This is a genomic window from Nonomuraea sp. B208 (assembly GCF_057536035.1).
Genome location: NZ_BAAJOU010000020.1, coordinates 65,298 through 79,628 on the forward strand (window position 1 = coordinate 65,298; position 14,331 = coordinate 79,628).

Annotated in this window: 6 protein-coding genes and 3 rRNA genes; 5 read left to right on the forward strand and 4 right to left on the reverse strand. The window is 66.4% G+C overall.

What is annotated here, in order from left to right; all coding sequences use genetic code 11:
* Nucleotides 1-8: 8 nt before the first annotated feature.
* From AC27IY_RS15510 to AC27IY_RS15520, 3 genes are all read left to right on the forward strand, one after another.
* On the forward strand, nt 9-1,637 hold the full coding sequence (locus AC27IY_RS15510; protein ID WP_487178355.1) for an AMP-binding protein: 1,629 nt from the start codon (nt 9-11) through the stop codon (nt 1,635-1,637).
* Between the two features lie 57 nt (nt 1,638-1,694).
* Nucleotides 1,695-3,314, forward strand: a complete 1,620-nt coding sequence (locus AC27IY_RS15515; RefSeq protein ID WP_487178356.1) for a PucR family transcriptional regulator — start codon at nt 1,695-1,697, stop codon at nt 3,312-3,314.
* Between the two features lie 104 nt (nt 3,315-3,418).
* Nucleotides 3,419-4,537: a serine hydrolase domain-containing protein gene (locus AC27IY_RS15520; RefSeq protein ID WP_487178357.1), complete on the forward strand. Its 1,119-nt coding sequence runs from the start codon at nt 3,419-3,421 to the stop codon at nt 4,535-4,537.
* Nucleotides 4,538-4,552: 15 nt separating this feature from the next.
* On the opposite strand, the gene trpS is transcribed toward AC27IY_RS15520, so the two are convergent.
* Entirely contained in the window at nt 4,553-5,515 is a 963-nt protein-coding gene (trpS, locus tag AC27IY_RS15525; protein WP_344205271.1) for a tryptophan--tRNA ligase, read from the reverse strand.
* A gap of 260 nt (nt 5,516-5,775) precedes the next feature.
* On the opposite strand from trpS, the gene AC27IY_RS15530 reads away from it, so the two are divergent.
* On the forward strand, nt 5,776-7,254 hold the full coding sequence (locus tag AC27IY_RS15530; protein WP_487178358.1) for a phosphodiester glycosidase family protein: 1,479 nt from the start codon (nt 5,776-5,778) through the stop codon (nt 7,252-7,254).
* 189 nt (nt 7,255-7,443) lie between these two features.
* Nucleotides 7,444-7,902, forward strand: coding sequence for a GNAT family N-acetyltransferase (locus AC27IY_RS15535; protein WP_487178359.1), 459 nt, complete (start codon nt 7,444-7,446; stop codon nt 7,900-7,902).
* An 868-nt stretch (nt 7,903-8,770) separates the two neighbouring features.
* Here AC27IY_RS15535 and rrf read toward each other — a convergent pair.
* The 3 genes from rrf to AC27IY_RS15550 form a co-directional block, all read right to left on the reverse strand.
* A 5S ribosomal RNA gene (rrf, locus tag AC27IY_RS15540) occupies nt 8,771-8,887 on the reverse strand.
* A gap of 89 nt (nt 8,888-8,976) precedes the next feature.
* Nucleotides 8,977-12,085: ribosomal RNA gene (locus AC27IY_RS15545) — 23S ribosomal RNA — on the reverse strand.
* Between the two features lie 319 nt (nt 12,086-12,404).
* Nucleotides 12,405-13,927, reverse strand: a 16S ribosomal RNA gene (locus tag AC27IY_RS15550).
* Together the 16S, 23S and 5S rRNA genes form the textbook arrangement of a ribosomal RNA operon.
* Nucleotides 13,928-14,331 lie beyond the last annotated feature (404 nt).

The following is a 14,331-nucleotide window of genomic DNA, read 5'->3' on the forward strand; positions in this document are numbered from 1 at the left end:
TCCCGGACATGAGCGATTTCCGCGCCGCCCGCGACCTCCTGCTGAACGCCGACCCCGCCACCGCCCGCCGCGACTTCCGCTGGCCGGAGCTGACGGAGTTCAACTGGGCGCTCGACTGGTTCGACGGGGTGCTCGCCGCCGAGACCCCCGACGCCGTGGCGCTCAAGATCGTCGGTGACCACCCGGCCCGCTACACCTTCGCCGAGCTGTCGGCCCGCTCCGGCCAGGTCGCGACCTGGCTGCGCCGCCAGGGCGTGCGCCGCGGCGACCGCGTCCTGCTCATGCTGGGCAACCAGCCCGAGCTGTGGGAGGCGCTGCTGGCCGCGATGAAGCTGGGCGCCGTCGTCATCCCCGCCACCACGCTGCTCACGGCCAAGGACGTCGCCGAGCGGATCGAGCGCGGCGGCGTCGCGCACGTGATCGCGGGCGCCGAGGACGCCGGGAAGTTCGGGCCGGGCGAGTTCACCAGGATCGCCGTCGGCGACGCCTACAACTGGCTACCCTTCCACGAGGCGTACGACACCCCGCCCGGCTTCGAGCCCGACGGGCCCACCAGGGCCGGCGACCCGCTGCTGCTCTACTTCACCTCCGGCACCACCTCCCAGCCGAAGCTGGTCGAGCACACCCACGCCTCCTACCCGGTGGGCCACCTGTCCACGATGCACTGGATCGGCGTCCGCCCGGGCGAGGTGCATCTCAACGTCTCCTCGCCCGGCTGGGCCAAGCACGCCTGGAGCAACGTCTTCGCGCCGTGGAACGCCGGCGCGACCGTGCTGGTCCACGACTACCGCCGCTTCTCCGCCCCTGCGCTGCTCGAAGTGCTGCGGGACGAGCGCGTGAGCACGTTCTGCGCCCCGCCGACCGTCTGGCGGATGCTCATCCAGGAGGACCTCGCCGCCTGGAAGCTGCCGCTGCGCGCGGCCGTGGCCGCCGGCGAGCCGCTCAACCCGGAGATCATCGACCAGGTGCGCAAGGCGTGGGGCATCACCATCCGCGACGGCTACGGCCAGACCGAGACCACCGCGCAGATCGGCAACCCGCCCGGCGAGCCGGTCAAGCCGGGCTCGATGGGCCGGCCGCTGCCCGGCTACGAGATCGTGCTGCTCGACCCGCACACCGGCGTGGAGGGCGACGACGGCGAGATCTGCCTCCCCCTCGACGGCCGCCGGCCGATGGGCCTCATGGCCGGTTACGTGGGCGGCTCGACCGAGGCGATGCGCGACGGCTACTACCACATGGGCGACGTCGCCACCCGCGACGCCGACGGCTACATCACGTACGTCGGCCGCACCGACGACGTCTTCAAGGCCTCCGACTACCGCATCTCGCCGTTCGAGCTGGAGAGCGTGCTGCTGGAGCACGAGGGGGTGGCCGAGGCCGCCGTGGTGCCCGCCCCCGACCCGGTGCGCCTGGCGGTGCCCAAGGCGTACGTCACGCCGGCCCCCGGGTTCGAGCCCGGCGAGGAGCTGGCGCGGTCGATCTTCGAGCACTGCCGGCGGGGGCTGGCCCCGTACAAACGGGTGCGGCGGCTGGAGTTCGGCGAGCTGCCCAAGACGATCTCCGGCAAGATCCGCCGGGTCGAGCTCCGGGTGCGCGAGCCCCGCGGGGAATACCGCGAGGACGACCTCGGCTCCTGACAGAGCGTAAAGTGACGCATTCCCGTTCTTACAGATCGATCGGCTAGGCTCTGCCCCGTGCTCCCCACCATCGCCGACGTCCTCGAACTCGAAACCGTGCGCCGGGGTGGCCCGCGCGTGGTCGCGGGCGCCGACCGGCTGGACACGCGGGTGCGGTGGGTGCACGTCGGCGAGATCGCCGAGATCGCCGGCCTGCTGCGCGGCGGCGAGCTGGTGCTGACCACCGGCGTGGCACTGCCCGACGACCCCGACAAACTGGCCGACTACATCGGCGCGCTGGCCGACGTCGGCGCCTCCGGGCTGGTCGTGGAGCTCGGCCGCCGGTTCGTCCGCGAGCTGCCGCGGGCGGTGCTCAAGGCCGCCGAGGAGCACGGGCTGCCGGTCATCGTGCTGACCAGGGAGACTCCGTTCGTCCAGATCACCGAGTCGGTGCACGCCCGGATCATCGACATCCAGCTTGAGGAGCTGCGGGCCTCCGAGCAGCTCCACGAGGTCTTCACCGAGCTGTCGGTCGAGGGCGCCTCGCCGACGGAGGTCCTCGCCCAGGTGGCCAGGCTGGCCGGCCGCCCGGTGCTGCTGGAGAACCTCGCCCACCAGGTGCTGGCCTGCGAGTCCGCCGGGCGCGACGCGGGCATCCTGCTGGCCGGCTGGGAGACCCGGTCGCGGGCGGTGGCGCCGCCCGGGCGCACGGCCTACGACCCGGCCTCCGGCTGGCTCGTCACCACCGTCGGGGCGCGCGGCCAGGACTGGGGCCGGCTCATCCTCGTCTGCGACGCCCCGCCGTCGCCGCGCGACCTGGTGCTGGCCGAACGCGCCGCCACCACGCTCGCCCTCGGCCGCCTGCTCGAACGCCACCAGGAGTCGCTGGAGCGCCAGGCCCACGGCACGATCATCACCGGCATCCTCACCCACGCCTACGCCGACCCCGACGAGGCCGCCGCCCGCGCCCGCGCCGTCGGCGTGCCGCTGACCGGACGCAAGCTGGTCAGCGTCGTCATCAGGCCGACCGACCCGGCCGACCAGGCGCTCGACGGCCAGGCCCAGCTCGGCGAGCTGGCCGAGGCCACCGCCGGGGCCTGCAGGGACGCCCGGCTGCCCGCCCTCGTCGGCGCGCTGGACCAGGAGCGGGTGGGCGTCCTGCTGCCGCTGCCGCCGCGCACCCAGGCCGAGGCCGCGCTGACCACCCTCGCCGACCGGCTGCGCATGCTGTGGCCGCCCGGGGCGGCGTTCGTGCTCGCCGCCGGGTCCGTGGTGGAGTCCATCCGCGACGTACGCCGCAGCTTCCTGGAGGCCGAGCAGGTCGCCGACGTGGCCGTACGCCAGCCGGACGGCCGCGCCTTCTACCGCCTGCCCGACCTGCGCCTGCGCGGGCTGCTCCACCTGCTGCGCGACGACGCGCGGTTGCAGACGTTCGCCGAACGGGAGCTGGGGCCGCTGCTCGCGCACGACGCCCAGCGCGGCGGCGACCTCACCCGCATCCTGCGCGTCTACCTCGACTCGGGGCGTAACAAGGCGGTCGCCGCGCAGAAGGCGCACCTGTCCAGGCCCGCCTTCTACGACCGGCTGCGCCGGCTCGAACGCATCCTCGACACCGACCTCGACGACGTCGAGTCGTGCCTGTCGCTGCACGTCGCGCTCCTCGCCCTGGAGTCCTTCCGCCGCGACAGCCGCACCTAAAGGCCCGTCTCAGCACCCGTGTCAGCACGGCGGCGGCCCCGTGTCAGCGCGCCCCGCGATGGTGAATGCCAAGAACACGGCAAGAACCTGAAGGAGCGCACATCATGTCCCTCACCCTCACCGGCCAGGACCGTCCCGAGCTGCGGCAGGCCATCCAGGAGATCACCGACTCCGGCTTCGTCGGGTTGCAGCTGCGCGTGCACGACGCGCGGGGCGAGTGGACCGGCAGCGCCGGCGTACGCAAGCTGGGCGAGAGCGAGCAGCCGCCGACGGACGGGCGCTTCCGCATCGGCAGCGCCACCAAGCCCTTCGTGGCGGCCACGGTGCTGGGGCTGGTGGCCGAGGGCAGGGTCGGGCTGGACGCCCCTGCCGGCGACCACCTGCCCGAGTTCGGCCTGGACCGGCGGATCACGGCGCGGATGCTGCTGCAGCACACCAGCGGCGTGTTCAACTTCACCGGCGAGTACTACGACGACGGCACCTTCGCGCCGGGCATCCCCTGGTCGGGCCGGGAGTGGGTGGACAACCGCCTCAAGACCTACCAGCCGGAAGAGCTCGTACGGCTGGCGCTGTCCAAGCCGGCCCGCTTCGAGCCGGGCGCCGACTGGAGCTACTCCAACACCAACTACGTGGTGGCCAGGCTGCTGATCGAGCAGGTCACCGGCCGCTCGTTCGCCGAGGAGCTCCAGCGGCTGATCCTCGGGCCACTCGGCATGACGGAGACCGTGGCGCCGGGCACCGCCACGGAGATCCCCGGGCCGCACTCCCACAGCTACTACCGCTACGAGGACGCGGGCCAGGAGAAGACGGTCGACGTCACCCGCCAGAACCCGTCCTGGATCTCCGCGGGCGGCGACCTGATCTCCACCACCCGGGACCTGCACACGTTCTTCTCCGCGCTGATGGGCGGCAGACTCCTCCCGGCCCCGCTGCTGGCCGAGATGCGCCGGCCGGACCCGAAGATCGGCTACGGCCTGGGGGTGTTCGCGCAGGAGACGGAGTGCGGCGGCACCATCTTCCACCACAACGGCGGCATGGCGGGCTCGGCGGCGCTCATGTACAGCACGCCCGACGGCGGCACGACCATGACCGCCGGGCTGACCTACGTGGACGACGCCGCGCTGTCGCTGTCGGAGACGTTCCAGAAGGCGACGCAGCGGCTCGTCGACGAGGTGTTCTGCGGGCGGACCGGCGCGGCCGACGACGCCGAGCCGGTCCGGTAGCAGCGGCAGGGCTCTTCAGAAGCCCATCGCGCCGCGTACCTCGCGCAGGGTGTCCGCGGCCCGCTCGCGGGCCCGCGCGTTGCCCTCCTCCAGCACCCGCCGCGCCCCGGCGGCCGAGAGCTCGCGCCGCCGCGCCCGGATCGGCCGCAGGAAGTCGTTGACCGCGTCGGTGGTCAGGCGCTTGAGCGCGAGGCCGCCGCCGTCGCCGATCTCGTCGGCCAGCTCCCGCGGCTTGCGGCCGAGGCAGAGGCCCGCCAGCGTGAGCAGGTTCGCCACCTCGGGGCGGCGCTCCTCGTCGAAGGTGATCAGCCGGTCGGCGTCGGTGCGGGCCTTCCTGATGAGCGCGGCCGTCTCGTCCTCGGTGGCCTTCAGCGCGATCGCGTTGCCGCGGCTCTTGCTCATCTTGCCGCCGTCCAGGCCCTTGAGCAGGGAACGCTCGCCCATGACGGCCTCGGGCAGCGGGAACACCTCGCCGTAACGCTCGTTGAACCGGCGCGCGATCAGCCGCGTCACCTCCACGTGCGGCAGCTGGTCCCGTCCGACGGGCACCAGCGTGCCCTTGCAGAACAGGATGTCGGCCGCCTGGTGCACCGGATAGGTGAACATCAGCCCGCTCACGGCCGCCTGCGAGCTGTGCGCGATCTCGTCCTTCACCGTGGGGTTGCGGCTCAGCTCCGACACCGACACCAGGCTCAGGAACGGCAGCATCAGCTGGTTGAGCTCGGGCACCGCGCTGTGCTGGAAGATCGTCACCTTGGCCGGGTCGAGCCCCACGGCCAGGTAGTCGAGCAGCAGGTCGGTGATGTTCGCCTGGATCTCGCCGGGCTTGTCGCGGTCGGTGATGACCTGGTAGTCGGCGATCAGGACGTACATGGGGTGCTCGTCCTGCATCCGCACCCGGTTGGCCAGCGAGCCGAAGTAGTGGCCGAGATGCAGCGGCCCGGTCGGGCGGTCGCCGGTGAGCACGACGTGGTCCATCGGGGTCTCCTCCTTGGTCGATGCCGTCCCAGGAGGACCCCGGCGCATGGTCGGCGGGCCGTCCGGAGACGGCCCTCTGCATGCGGTGTCAGCGGCCGTCCGTCGGCCGCCACCACAGGCAGATGCGCTTCATACCGAAATTGTAACCAAGGTGGCTGTCTCTTTCGTAATCCCTGCGGCCAATTCGCGTGTTCGCCTGTCCTGCGAACCTTGATCTCGTCAGTATGGTGCGGTCCCTTTTCGTGCCCTCTGGAGAGTTAATGTCTCGACGCACCCTCGCCGGCGGCCTGGCCATAGCCGCGGCGATCACCGTCACCACGCTGCCCGCCGCCTCGGTCGCGGCGGAACAGGCGGCGGTGGCCTTCCCGTCGGCCAGGTTCCCGCTGGGAGCCAAGTCCGTGCCGACCAAGGCGATGACCGCCGTCGCGCCGGGCATCGACCTGTACGACGTCAAAGCCGGCAGCGCGACCGACGGCTACACGCTCACCCTCCTGATGCCGAGCGGCCGCGACTACGGCACCCGGCCGACCGCCGAAGCCGTCGCCGCCGAGGTCGAGGCCGCCGGCCAGACCCCGAGCGTGCAGGAGGTGATCCGGCCGAGCGTCGCCGACGCCCCCTCGCAGACCGTCTACATGGTCCGGGTCGGCCTGTGGTCGCTCAAGGACAAGAAGAAGGCCGAGGAGGCGGCCAAGACGCTCAAGGAAGCGGGCCTGAAGGTCAAGGTCGACTACCTCGGCGACGACGGGCTGCAGACCACCGGCCCCTGGGACGTCAAGGTCGTCATGATCGACGCGAAGGCGTTCCGCGGCTCGTACGCGGCCTCGCTCGGCGCGAGCGTCGCCAAGCGCGAGACGGTCTCCGCGATGGCCAAGGCCGCGGGCGCGATCGTCGGCGTCAACGGCGGCTTCTTCAACATCCACACCGCCAGGAACCTGCGCGGCGAGCCCGTCGGCGCGTCCGTGGTCGGCGGCAAGCTGCTCAGCGAGGCCGTGCCCGGCCGTACCGCGGTCGTCCTCCAGGGGCGCTCCGTCAGGATCACCGAGCTCGCCACCACCGTCACCGTGATCTCCCAGGACGGCGAGAAGGCCCAGGCCAACGGCGTGAACCGGGCCGCCGCCGTGGACGAGCTCATCCTCTACACCGAGGAGTACGGCGCCAAGACCCCCACCGGCGGCACCGACGCCGTCCTCGACGCCAACGGCAAGGTGCTGGGCCTGCGCGCCTCCGGCGCCGCCATCGCCAAGGGCACCCGGGTGCTGCACGGCAACGGCGTCTCGGCCGACTGGCTCAACCAGCACGCCTGGCAGGACTGGACCGTACGCGTCGACACCAGGGTCGTGGACCTGCGTACCAGGAAGGCGCTCAAGCTCACCCCCGACCTCCACGTCATCGCGGGCAACGTCAACCTGGTCCGCAACGGCCAGGTCCAGATCACCGCCAAGCGGGACGGCCACGACTCGATCAACATGATCCTGCGCCGCCACCCGCGCACCCTGCTCGGCGTCACCAAGAACGGCAGCCTCATCCTCGCCACCATCGACGGCCGCCAGCCGGGCGTCACCGTGGGCGCGAACTTCCACGAGGCCGCCCAGCTCATGCGCTGGCTCGGCGCCCGCCAGGCGGTCAACCTCGACGGCGGCGGCTCGACGGCCATGGTGGTGAAGAACAAGCTGGTCAACCGGCCCTCGGACGGCGTGGAACGCGGCGTCGGCGACTCCCTGCTCATCCTCCCCCAGTAGCACCAGCCGCTGAAGCGCTCAGCCAGCACCAGCCTGCTGAAGCGCTCAGCCAGCACCAGCTCGCTGAAGCGCTCAGCAACCGGGCACCTTGCGCCGGGCCACCCGCTCACCGGGACGGCCCGGCGCAAGGCCCGCCTCCACCCGGCCCGGCCTTCCTCCCGCACCCCATGAGCTCATAGCCTCGGCCGCATGAGCGATCATCCCTTCGTCCCCGACGACTTCGCCGTCCCCTCGCACCTGGTCACCCCGCGGTTCCGGCTGGAACCCCTGGGCCCGCAGCACAACGCCGCCGACCACGCCGCCTGGGCCGGCAGCATCGAGCACATCCGCGCCACTCCGGGCTTCCACGACCGAGAATGGCCGCCCGTGAACGGCATGACCCTGGAGGCGAACCTCGCCGACCTGGAACGCCACGCCGACGACTTCGCCCGGCGCCGGGGATTCACCTACACCGTCCTCGACTCTGCCACCGGCGACGTGATCGGATGCGTCTACATCTACCCCACCCGCCGCGACGACCACGACGCCAAGGTGTCCTCCTGGGTCCGCGCCGACCGGGCCGAACTGGACCTGCCCCTGTACGAGGCCGTGACGGCCTGGCTCTCCACGCACTGGCCCTTCCAATCGATCACCTATCACCCGCGCTGAGCCCCGCGCCGTCGCCCATCGCCTTGCCCCCGCAGGCCACGCCACTCATCGTGCTCGTGCGGGCCAACCAACCCCCTTCACGAGGATCCCGCTCTGCGTGACCTCTATTCGGCCGCGCTCACCCGGTCCCCCGGGCACTGCACGATCCAGAGATCCGCGACGCGTTCGACTACGTGAGGGTGAAGCCGCTGCACCTCCGCCTGGTGATGACGGAGCAGGCGGCCGAGGTCTTCGCGGCCGTGCCGGCCCCGGCCCAGGAGCCACGGACGGGACCTTCTCCTCCCCGGCGCCCCGCATCGGCGTCGCCGCGCCCCTCATCCTGACGGGACTCGGACTGCTCGTGCTTGGCGTGGTGACGGCGGACTGGCACGTGCCCGTGGTGCTCGACCTCGCGGTGCCCTAGTACGTGATCCTGGCGCGTGCGCACGTCTGGGCGAGAACCCTCGACCGGCTGCGGTCCTTCCCCCGTACTCCCCCGCCCAGGTACAGCTCGTGCGCGGTCGATCTGCTCCACTCCCAGACCCATCGCCGTGCTGACCGCACACCTCGCGAGCTCGCGCACAGCCTGCTGAACCGCCTCTTGGATGGGCCCGCTCTCGAGTTCGCCGCCGCCTACTCCTACTTCTGCGCGACCCTGAAGAGGTCTTCACCGGCGAGCTCACCGGGTTACGCAGAGCTGAGACCTTCGACGACCTCCCTGCCGCCCGCCACGCTTTCGCCATCGACACCGGCCTCGCTCGGCGGACAATCTCCGCAGCCCGGCGAGCCTGCGCTCTCAAGCCGAACGACCTGCCGCCTGAGTCCCGAAGCCGCAGCCAGAAATGCAGAAGGGCCCCGACTGAACCAGTCGGGGCCCTCCATAAAGATTGTCCGGCGGTGACCTACTCTCCCACACCCTCCCGAGTGCAGTACCATCGGCGCAGAGAAGCTTAACTTCCGGGTTCGGAATGTAACCGGGTGTTTCCTTCCCGCCATAACCGCCGTAACCCTCCGAAACAAACAAACACAGCCGTGTTTGCAGTCTCAGAATTGCCTAGTGGACGCGAGCAAAAACTTAGAAAGTAAGTATGCTTTGAGGTCAAGTCCTCGGCCTATTAGTACCGGTCAGCTCCACACGTTACCGCGCTTCCACCTCCGGCCTATCAACCCGGTCGTCTACCGGGAGCCTTACCCCCTCACAGGGTGGGAGACCTCATCTCAAGGCGAGCTTCCCGCTTAGATGCTTTCAGCGGTTATCCCTTCCGAACGTAGCCAACCAGCCGTGCACCTGGCGATACAACTGGCACACCAGAGGTTCGTCCGTCCCGGTCCTCTCGTACTAGGGACAGCCCCTTTCAAGTCTCCTGCGCGCGCAGCGGATAGGGACCGAACTGTCTCGCGACGTTCTAAACCCAGCTCGCGTACCGCTTTAATGGGCGAACAGCCCAACCCTTGGGACCTACTCCAGCCCCAGGATGCGACGAGCCGACATCGAGGTGCCAAACCATCCCGTCGATATGGACTCTTGGGGAAGATCAGCCTGTTATCCCCGGGGTACCTTTTAGCCGTTGAGCGACACCGCTTCCACACGCCGATGCCGGATCACTAGTCCCAGCTTTCGCTCCTGCTCGACCCGTCAGTCTCACAGTCAAGCTCCCTTGTGCACTTACACTCAACACCTGATTGCCAACCAGGCTGAGGGAACCTTTGGGCGCCTCCGTTACCCTTTAGGAGGCAACCGCCCCAGTTAAACTACCCACCAGACACTGTCCCCGATCCGGATCACGGACCAGAGTTAGACGTTCAAAACGACCAGAGTGGTATTTCACCAATGACTCCACCCGAACTAGCGTCCGAGCTTCCCAGTCTCCCACCTATCCTACACAAGACGCTCCAAACGCCAATGTCAAGCTGTAGTGAAGGTCCCGGGGTCTTTCCGTCCTGCTGCGCGAAACGAGCATCTTTACTCGTAGTGCAATTTCGCCGGGTCTGTGGTTGAGACAGCGGGGAAGTCGTTACGCCATTCGTGCAGGTCGGAACTTACCCGACAAGGAATTTCGCTACCTTAGGATGGTTATAGTTACCACCGCCGTTTACCGGCGCTTAAGTTCTCACCTTCGCCAACTTGCGCTGACTAAGCGGTCCCCTTAACGTTCCGGCACCGGGCAGGCGTCAGTCCGTATACATCGTCTTACGACTTCGCACGGACCTGTGTTTTTAGTAAACAGTCGCTTCCCCCTGGCCACTGCGACCCCCACCAGCTCCGAGTGCAAGACTCATCACCAGCAGAGGTCCCCCTTCTCCCGAAGTTACGGGGGCAATTTGCCGAGTTCCTTAACCACAGTTCACCCGATCGCCTTAGTATTCTCTACCTGACCACCTGAGTCGGTTTAGGGTACGGGCCGCCACAACACTCACTAGAGGCTTTTCTCGGCAGCATAGGATCATCCACTTCACCACAATCGGCTCGGCATCACATCTCAGGATTAGTGCGAGGCGGATTTGCCTACCTCGCTCCCTACATGCTTACCCCAGGACAACCATCGCCTGGGCTGGACTACCTTCCTGCGTCACCCCATCGCTTACCTACTACCCGATCGGACCGAGCGTTCAGCCTGACACCCGCCCCGAAGGGCCGGCCGACTTAAGGACTCTTAGCATCACGAGGTTCAGTATGGGCGCATTGAAGCGGGTACGGGAATATCAACCCGTTGTCCATCGACTACGCCTGTCGGCCTCGCCTTAGGTCCCGACTTACCCTGGGCGGATTAGCCTGCCCCAGGAACCCTTGGTCATCCGGCGCGAGGGTTTCTCACCCTCGATTCGCTACTCATGCCTGCATTCTCACTCGCACAGCCTCCACGACTAGATCACTCTGCCGCTTCACCGGCTGCACGACGCTCCCCTACCCACCAACAAGAACGATGTCTCATCAGTGCCACGACTTCGGCGGTGTGCTTGAGCCCCGCTACATTGTCGGCGCAGAATCACTTGACCAGTGAGCTATTACGCACTCTTTCAAGGGTGGCTGCTTCTAAGCCAACCTCCTGGTTGTCTCTGCGACTCCACATCCTTTCCCACTTAGCACACGCTTAGGGGCCTTAGTCGGTGATCTGGGCTGTTTCCCTCTCGACTACGAACCTTATCGCCCGCAGTCTCACTGCCACGCTCTCACTTACCGGCATTCGGAGTTTGGCTGACGTCAGTAACCTTGTCGGGCCCATCGGCCATCCAGTGCTCTACCTCCGGCAAGAAACACGCGACGCTGCACCTAAATGCATTTCGGGGAGAACCAGCTATCACGGAGTTTGATTGGCCTTTCACCCCTACACACAGATCATCCCCCAGGTTTTCAACCCTGGTGGGTTCGGTCCTCCACCCAGTCTTACCTGAGCTTCAACCTGCCCATGCGTAGATCACTCCGCTTCGGGTCTACAGCATGCGACTCAAACGCCCTCTTCAGACTCGCTTTCGCTACGGCTCCCCCACACGGGTTAACCTCGCCACACACCATAACTCGCAGGCTCATTCTTCAAAAGGCACGCAGTCACATCACAGCCGATCCGAAGACCAGCTAAGCTCCTACGGCTTGTAGGCACACGGTTTCAGGTACTATTTCACGACCCCTCACCGGGGCACTTTTCACCTTTCCCTCACGGTACTCGTGCACTATCGGTCATCAGGGAGTATTTAGGCTTACCAGGTGGTCCTGGCAGATTCACACAGGATTTCTCGGGCCCCGTGCTACTTGGGATCCCCTCCAGGAGTCCATCTGATTTCGTCTACCCGGCTCTCACGGTCTACGGCGCCCCTTCCCAGAGGCTTCAACTATCAGACAGATTTATAACTCCTCGAAGCAGCGGCAGCCACTTCAAGAGGGTCCCACGACCCCGGACATGCAACGCCTGCCGGCTATCACACACGCCCGGTTTAGCCTCATCCGCTTTCGCTCACCACTACTCACGGAATCACTCTTGTTTTCTCTTCCTACGGGTACTGAGATGTTTCACTTCCCCGCGTTACCACCAACCGCCCTATACATTCAGGCGGAGGCAACACCACATGACTGGTGCTAGGTTTCCCCATTCGGACATCCCCGGATCAACGTCTGGTTGGCGACTCCCCGAGGCTTAACGCAGCCTCCCACGTCCTTCATCGGCTCCTGATGCCAAGGCATCCACCGTGTGCCCTTAAAAACTTGGCCACAAAGATGCTCGCGTCCACTATGCAAATCTCAAACAACAAACAGCAACCAGCTCCACACCCACACGTGGTGGATGTCTCGCTGGTCCTGTGCTCCGAAGAAGACGAGCACAACGTGCCCGTTCCTTCAGGACCCAACAGTGTGTTACAGACCCGGCCCGAACCCCCGGCGACCCCGTTCCCACTCCCTGATCCCCTCGCGAGAGGGGCTGGGCGGTACTTGCGGCCCGGCGACCCGGTCCGGCTGACTAGCCAGTGCTCCACTAGTGAGCTGTCACCCCACCACACGTTCGGTGGTGACGGGTGAGAGTGCTCCTTAGAAAGGAGGTGATCCAGCCGCACCTTCCGGTACGGCTACCTTGTTACGACTTCGTCCCAATCGCCAGCCCCACCTTCGACCGCTCCCCCCAGCAAGCTGGTTGGGCCACGGGCTTCGGGTGTTGCCGACTTTCGTGACGTGACGGGCGGTGTGTACAAGGCCCGGGAACGTATTCACCGCAGCATTGCTGATCTGCGATTACTAGCGACTCCGACTTCATGGGGTCGAGTTGCAGACCCCAATCCGAACTGAGACCGGCTTTTAGGGATTCGCTCCACCTCACGGTATCGCAACCCTCTGTACCGGCCATTGTAGCATGTTTGCAGCCCAAGACATAAGGGGCATGATGACTTGACGTCATCCCCACCTTCCTCCGAGTTGACCCCGGCAGTCCCCCATGAGTCCCCAACCACCCGAAGGTGTTGCTGGCAACATGGAGCAAGGGTTGCGCTCGTTGCGGGACTTAACCCAACATCTCACGACACGAGCTGACGACAGCCATGCACCACCTGTCACCCAGCCCAAAAGGGAAGCCCCATCTCTGAGGCGGTCCGGGTGATGTCAAACCTTGGTAAGGTTCTTCGCGTTGCGTCGAATTAAGCAACATGCTCCGCCGCTTGTGCGGGCCCCCGTCAATTCCTTTGAGTTTTAGCCTTGCGGCCGTACTCCCCAGGCGGGGCGCTTAATGCGTTAGCTCCGGCACGGAACCCGTGGAAGGGTCCCACACCTAGCGCCCAACGTTTACAGCGTGGACTACCAGGGTATCTAATCCTGTTCGCTCCCCACGCTTTCGCTCCTCAGCGTCAGGTAAGGCCCAGCAAGCCGCCTTCGCCACCGGTGTTCCTCCTGATATCTGCGCATTTCACCGCTACACCAGGAATTCCACTTGCCCCTACCTACCTCTAGCCGGCCCGTATCCACCGCAGACCCGCAGTTAAGCTGCGGGCTTTCACGGCAGACGCGACCAGCCACCTACGAGCTCTTTACGCCCAATAATTCCGGACAACGCTTGCGCCCTACGTATTACCGCGGCTGCTGGCACGTAGTTAGCCGGCGCTTCTTCTGCAGGTACACGTCAACTTCGTCCCTGCTGAAAGAGGTTTACAACCCGAAGGCCGTCATCCCCCACGCGGCGTCGCTGCGTCAGGCTTCCGCCCATTGCGCAATATTCCCCACTGCTGCCTCCCGTAGGAGTCTGGGCCGTGTCTCAGTCCCAGTGTGGCCGGTCGCCCTCTCAGGCCGGCTACCCGTCGTCGCCTTGGTAGGCCACTACCCCACCAACAAGCTGATAGGCCGCGAGCCCATCCCCGACCGAAAAACTTTCCACCACCATCCGATGCCGGAGGCGGTCATATCCGGTATTAGACCCAGTTTCCCGGGCTTATCCCAGAGTCAGGGGCAGGTTGCTCACGTGTTACTCACCCGTTCGCCGCTCGAGTACCCCGAAGGGCCTTTCCGCTCGACTTGCATGTGTTAAGCACGCCGCCAGCGTTCGTCCTGAGCCAGGATCAAACTCTCCAAACAATGCTTTTCAAGGCTTGTTCGGATGAATCATCCAAGCAAGAATCCGTCAAAAATGACGGGGTCATACATGTGTGATGCACATGCACTGGCTTTTAACACACTGTTGAGTTCTCAAGAAACGGACGCGTACTTCCTCGTCGGATTCCCTTGCGGGCCCCGCCTCGGAGGCGTTCATTTCGTCTTCGTTGTGTCTTAATTCTTTCAGCCGTTCAAGTCTCTGTCAAATTGACCGGACTTGCTCGACCTGCTGGAATTAATCCGCGCCCCGTTTCCGGGGCAACCCCTCTAACTTACCAGCCGATTCGCATGGACGAGTACGTCCACCGAAGCGGAGGTGTCTGGAGGTCGTCCCCGAAGTGAGGTCGGCGATCAGTGCCGTCCTCTCGGGACTGGTGAACTCTATG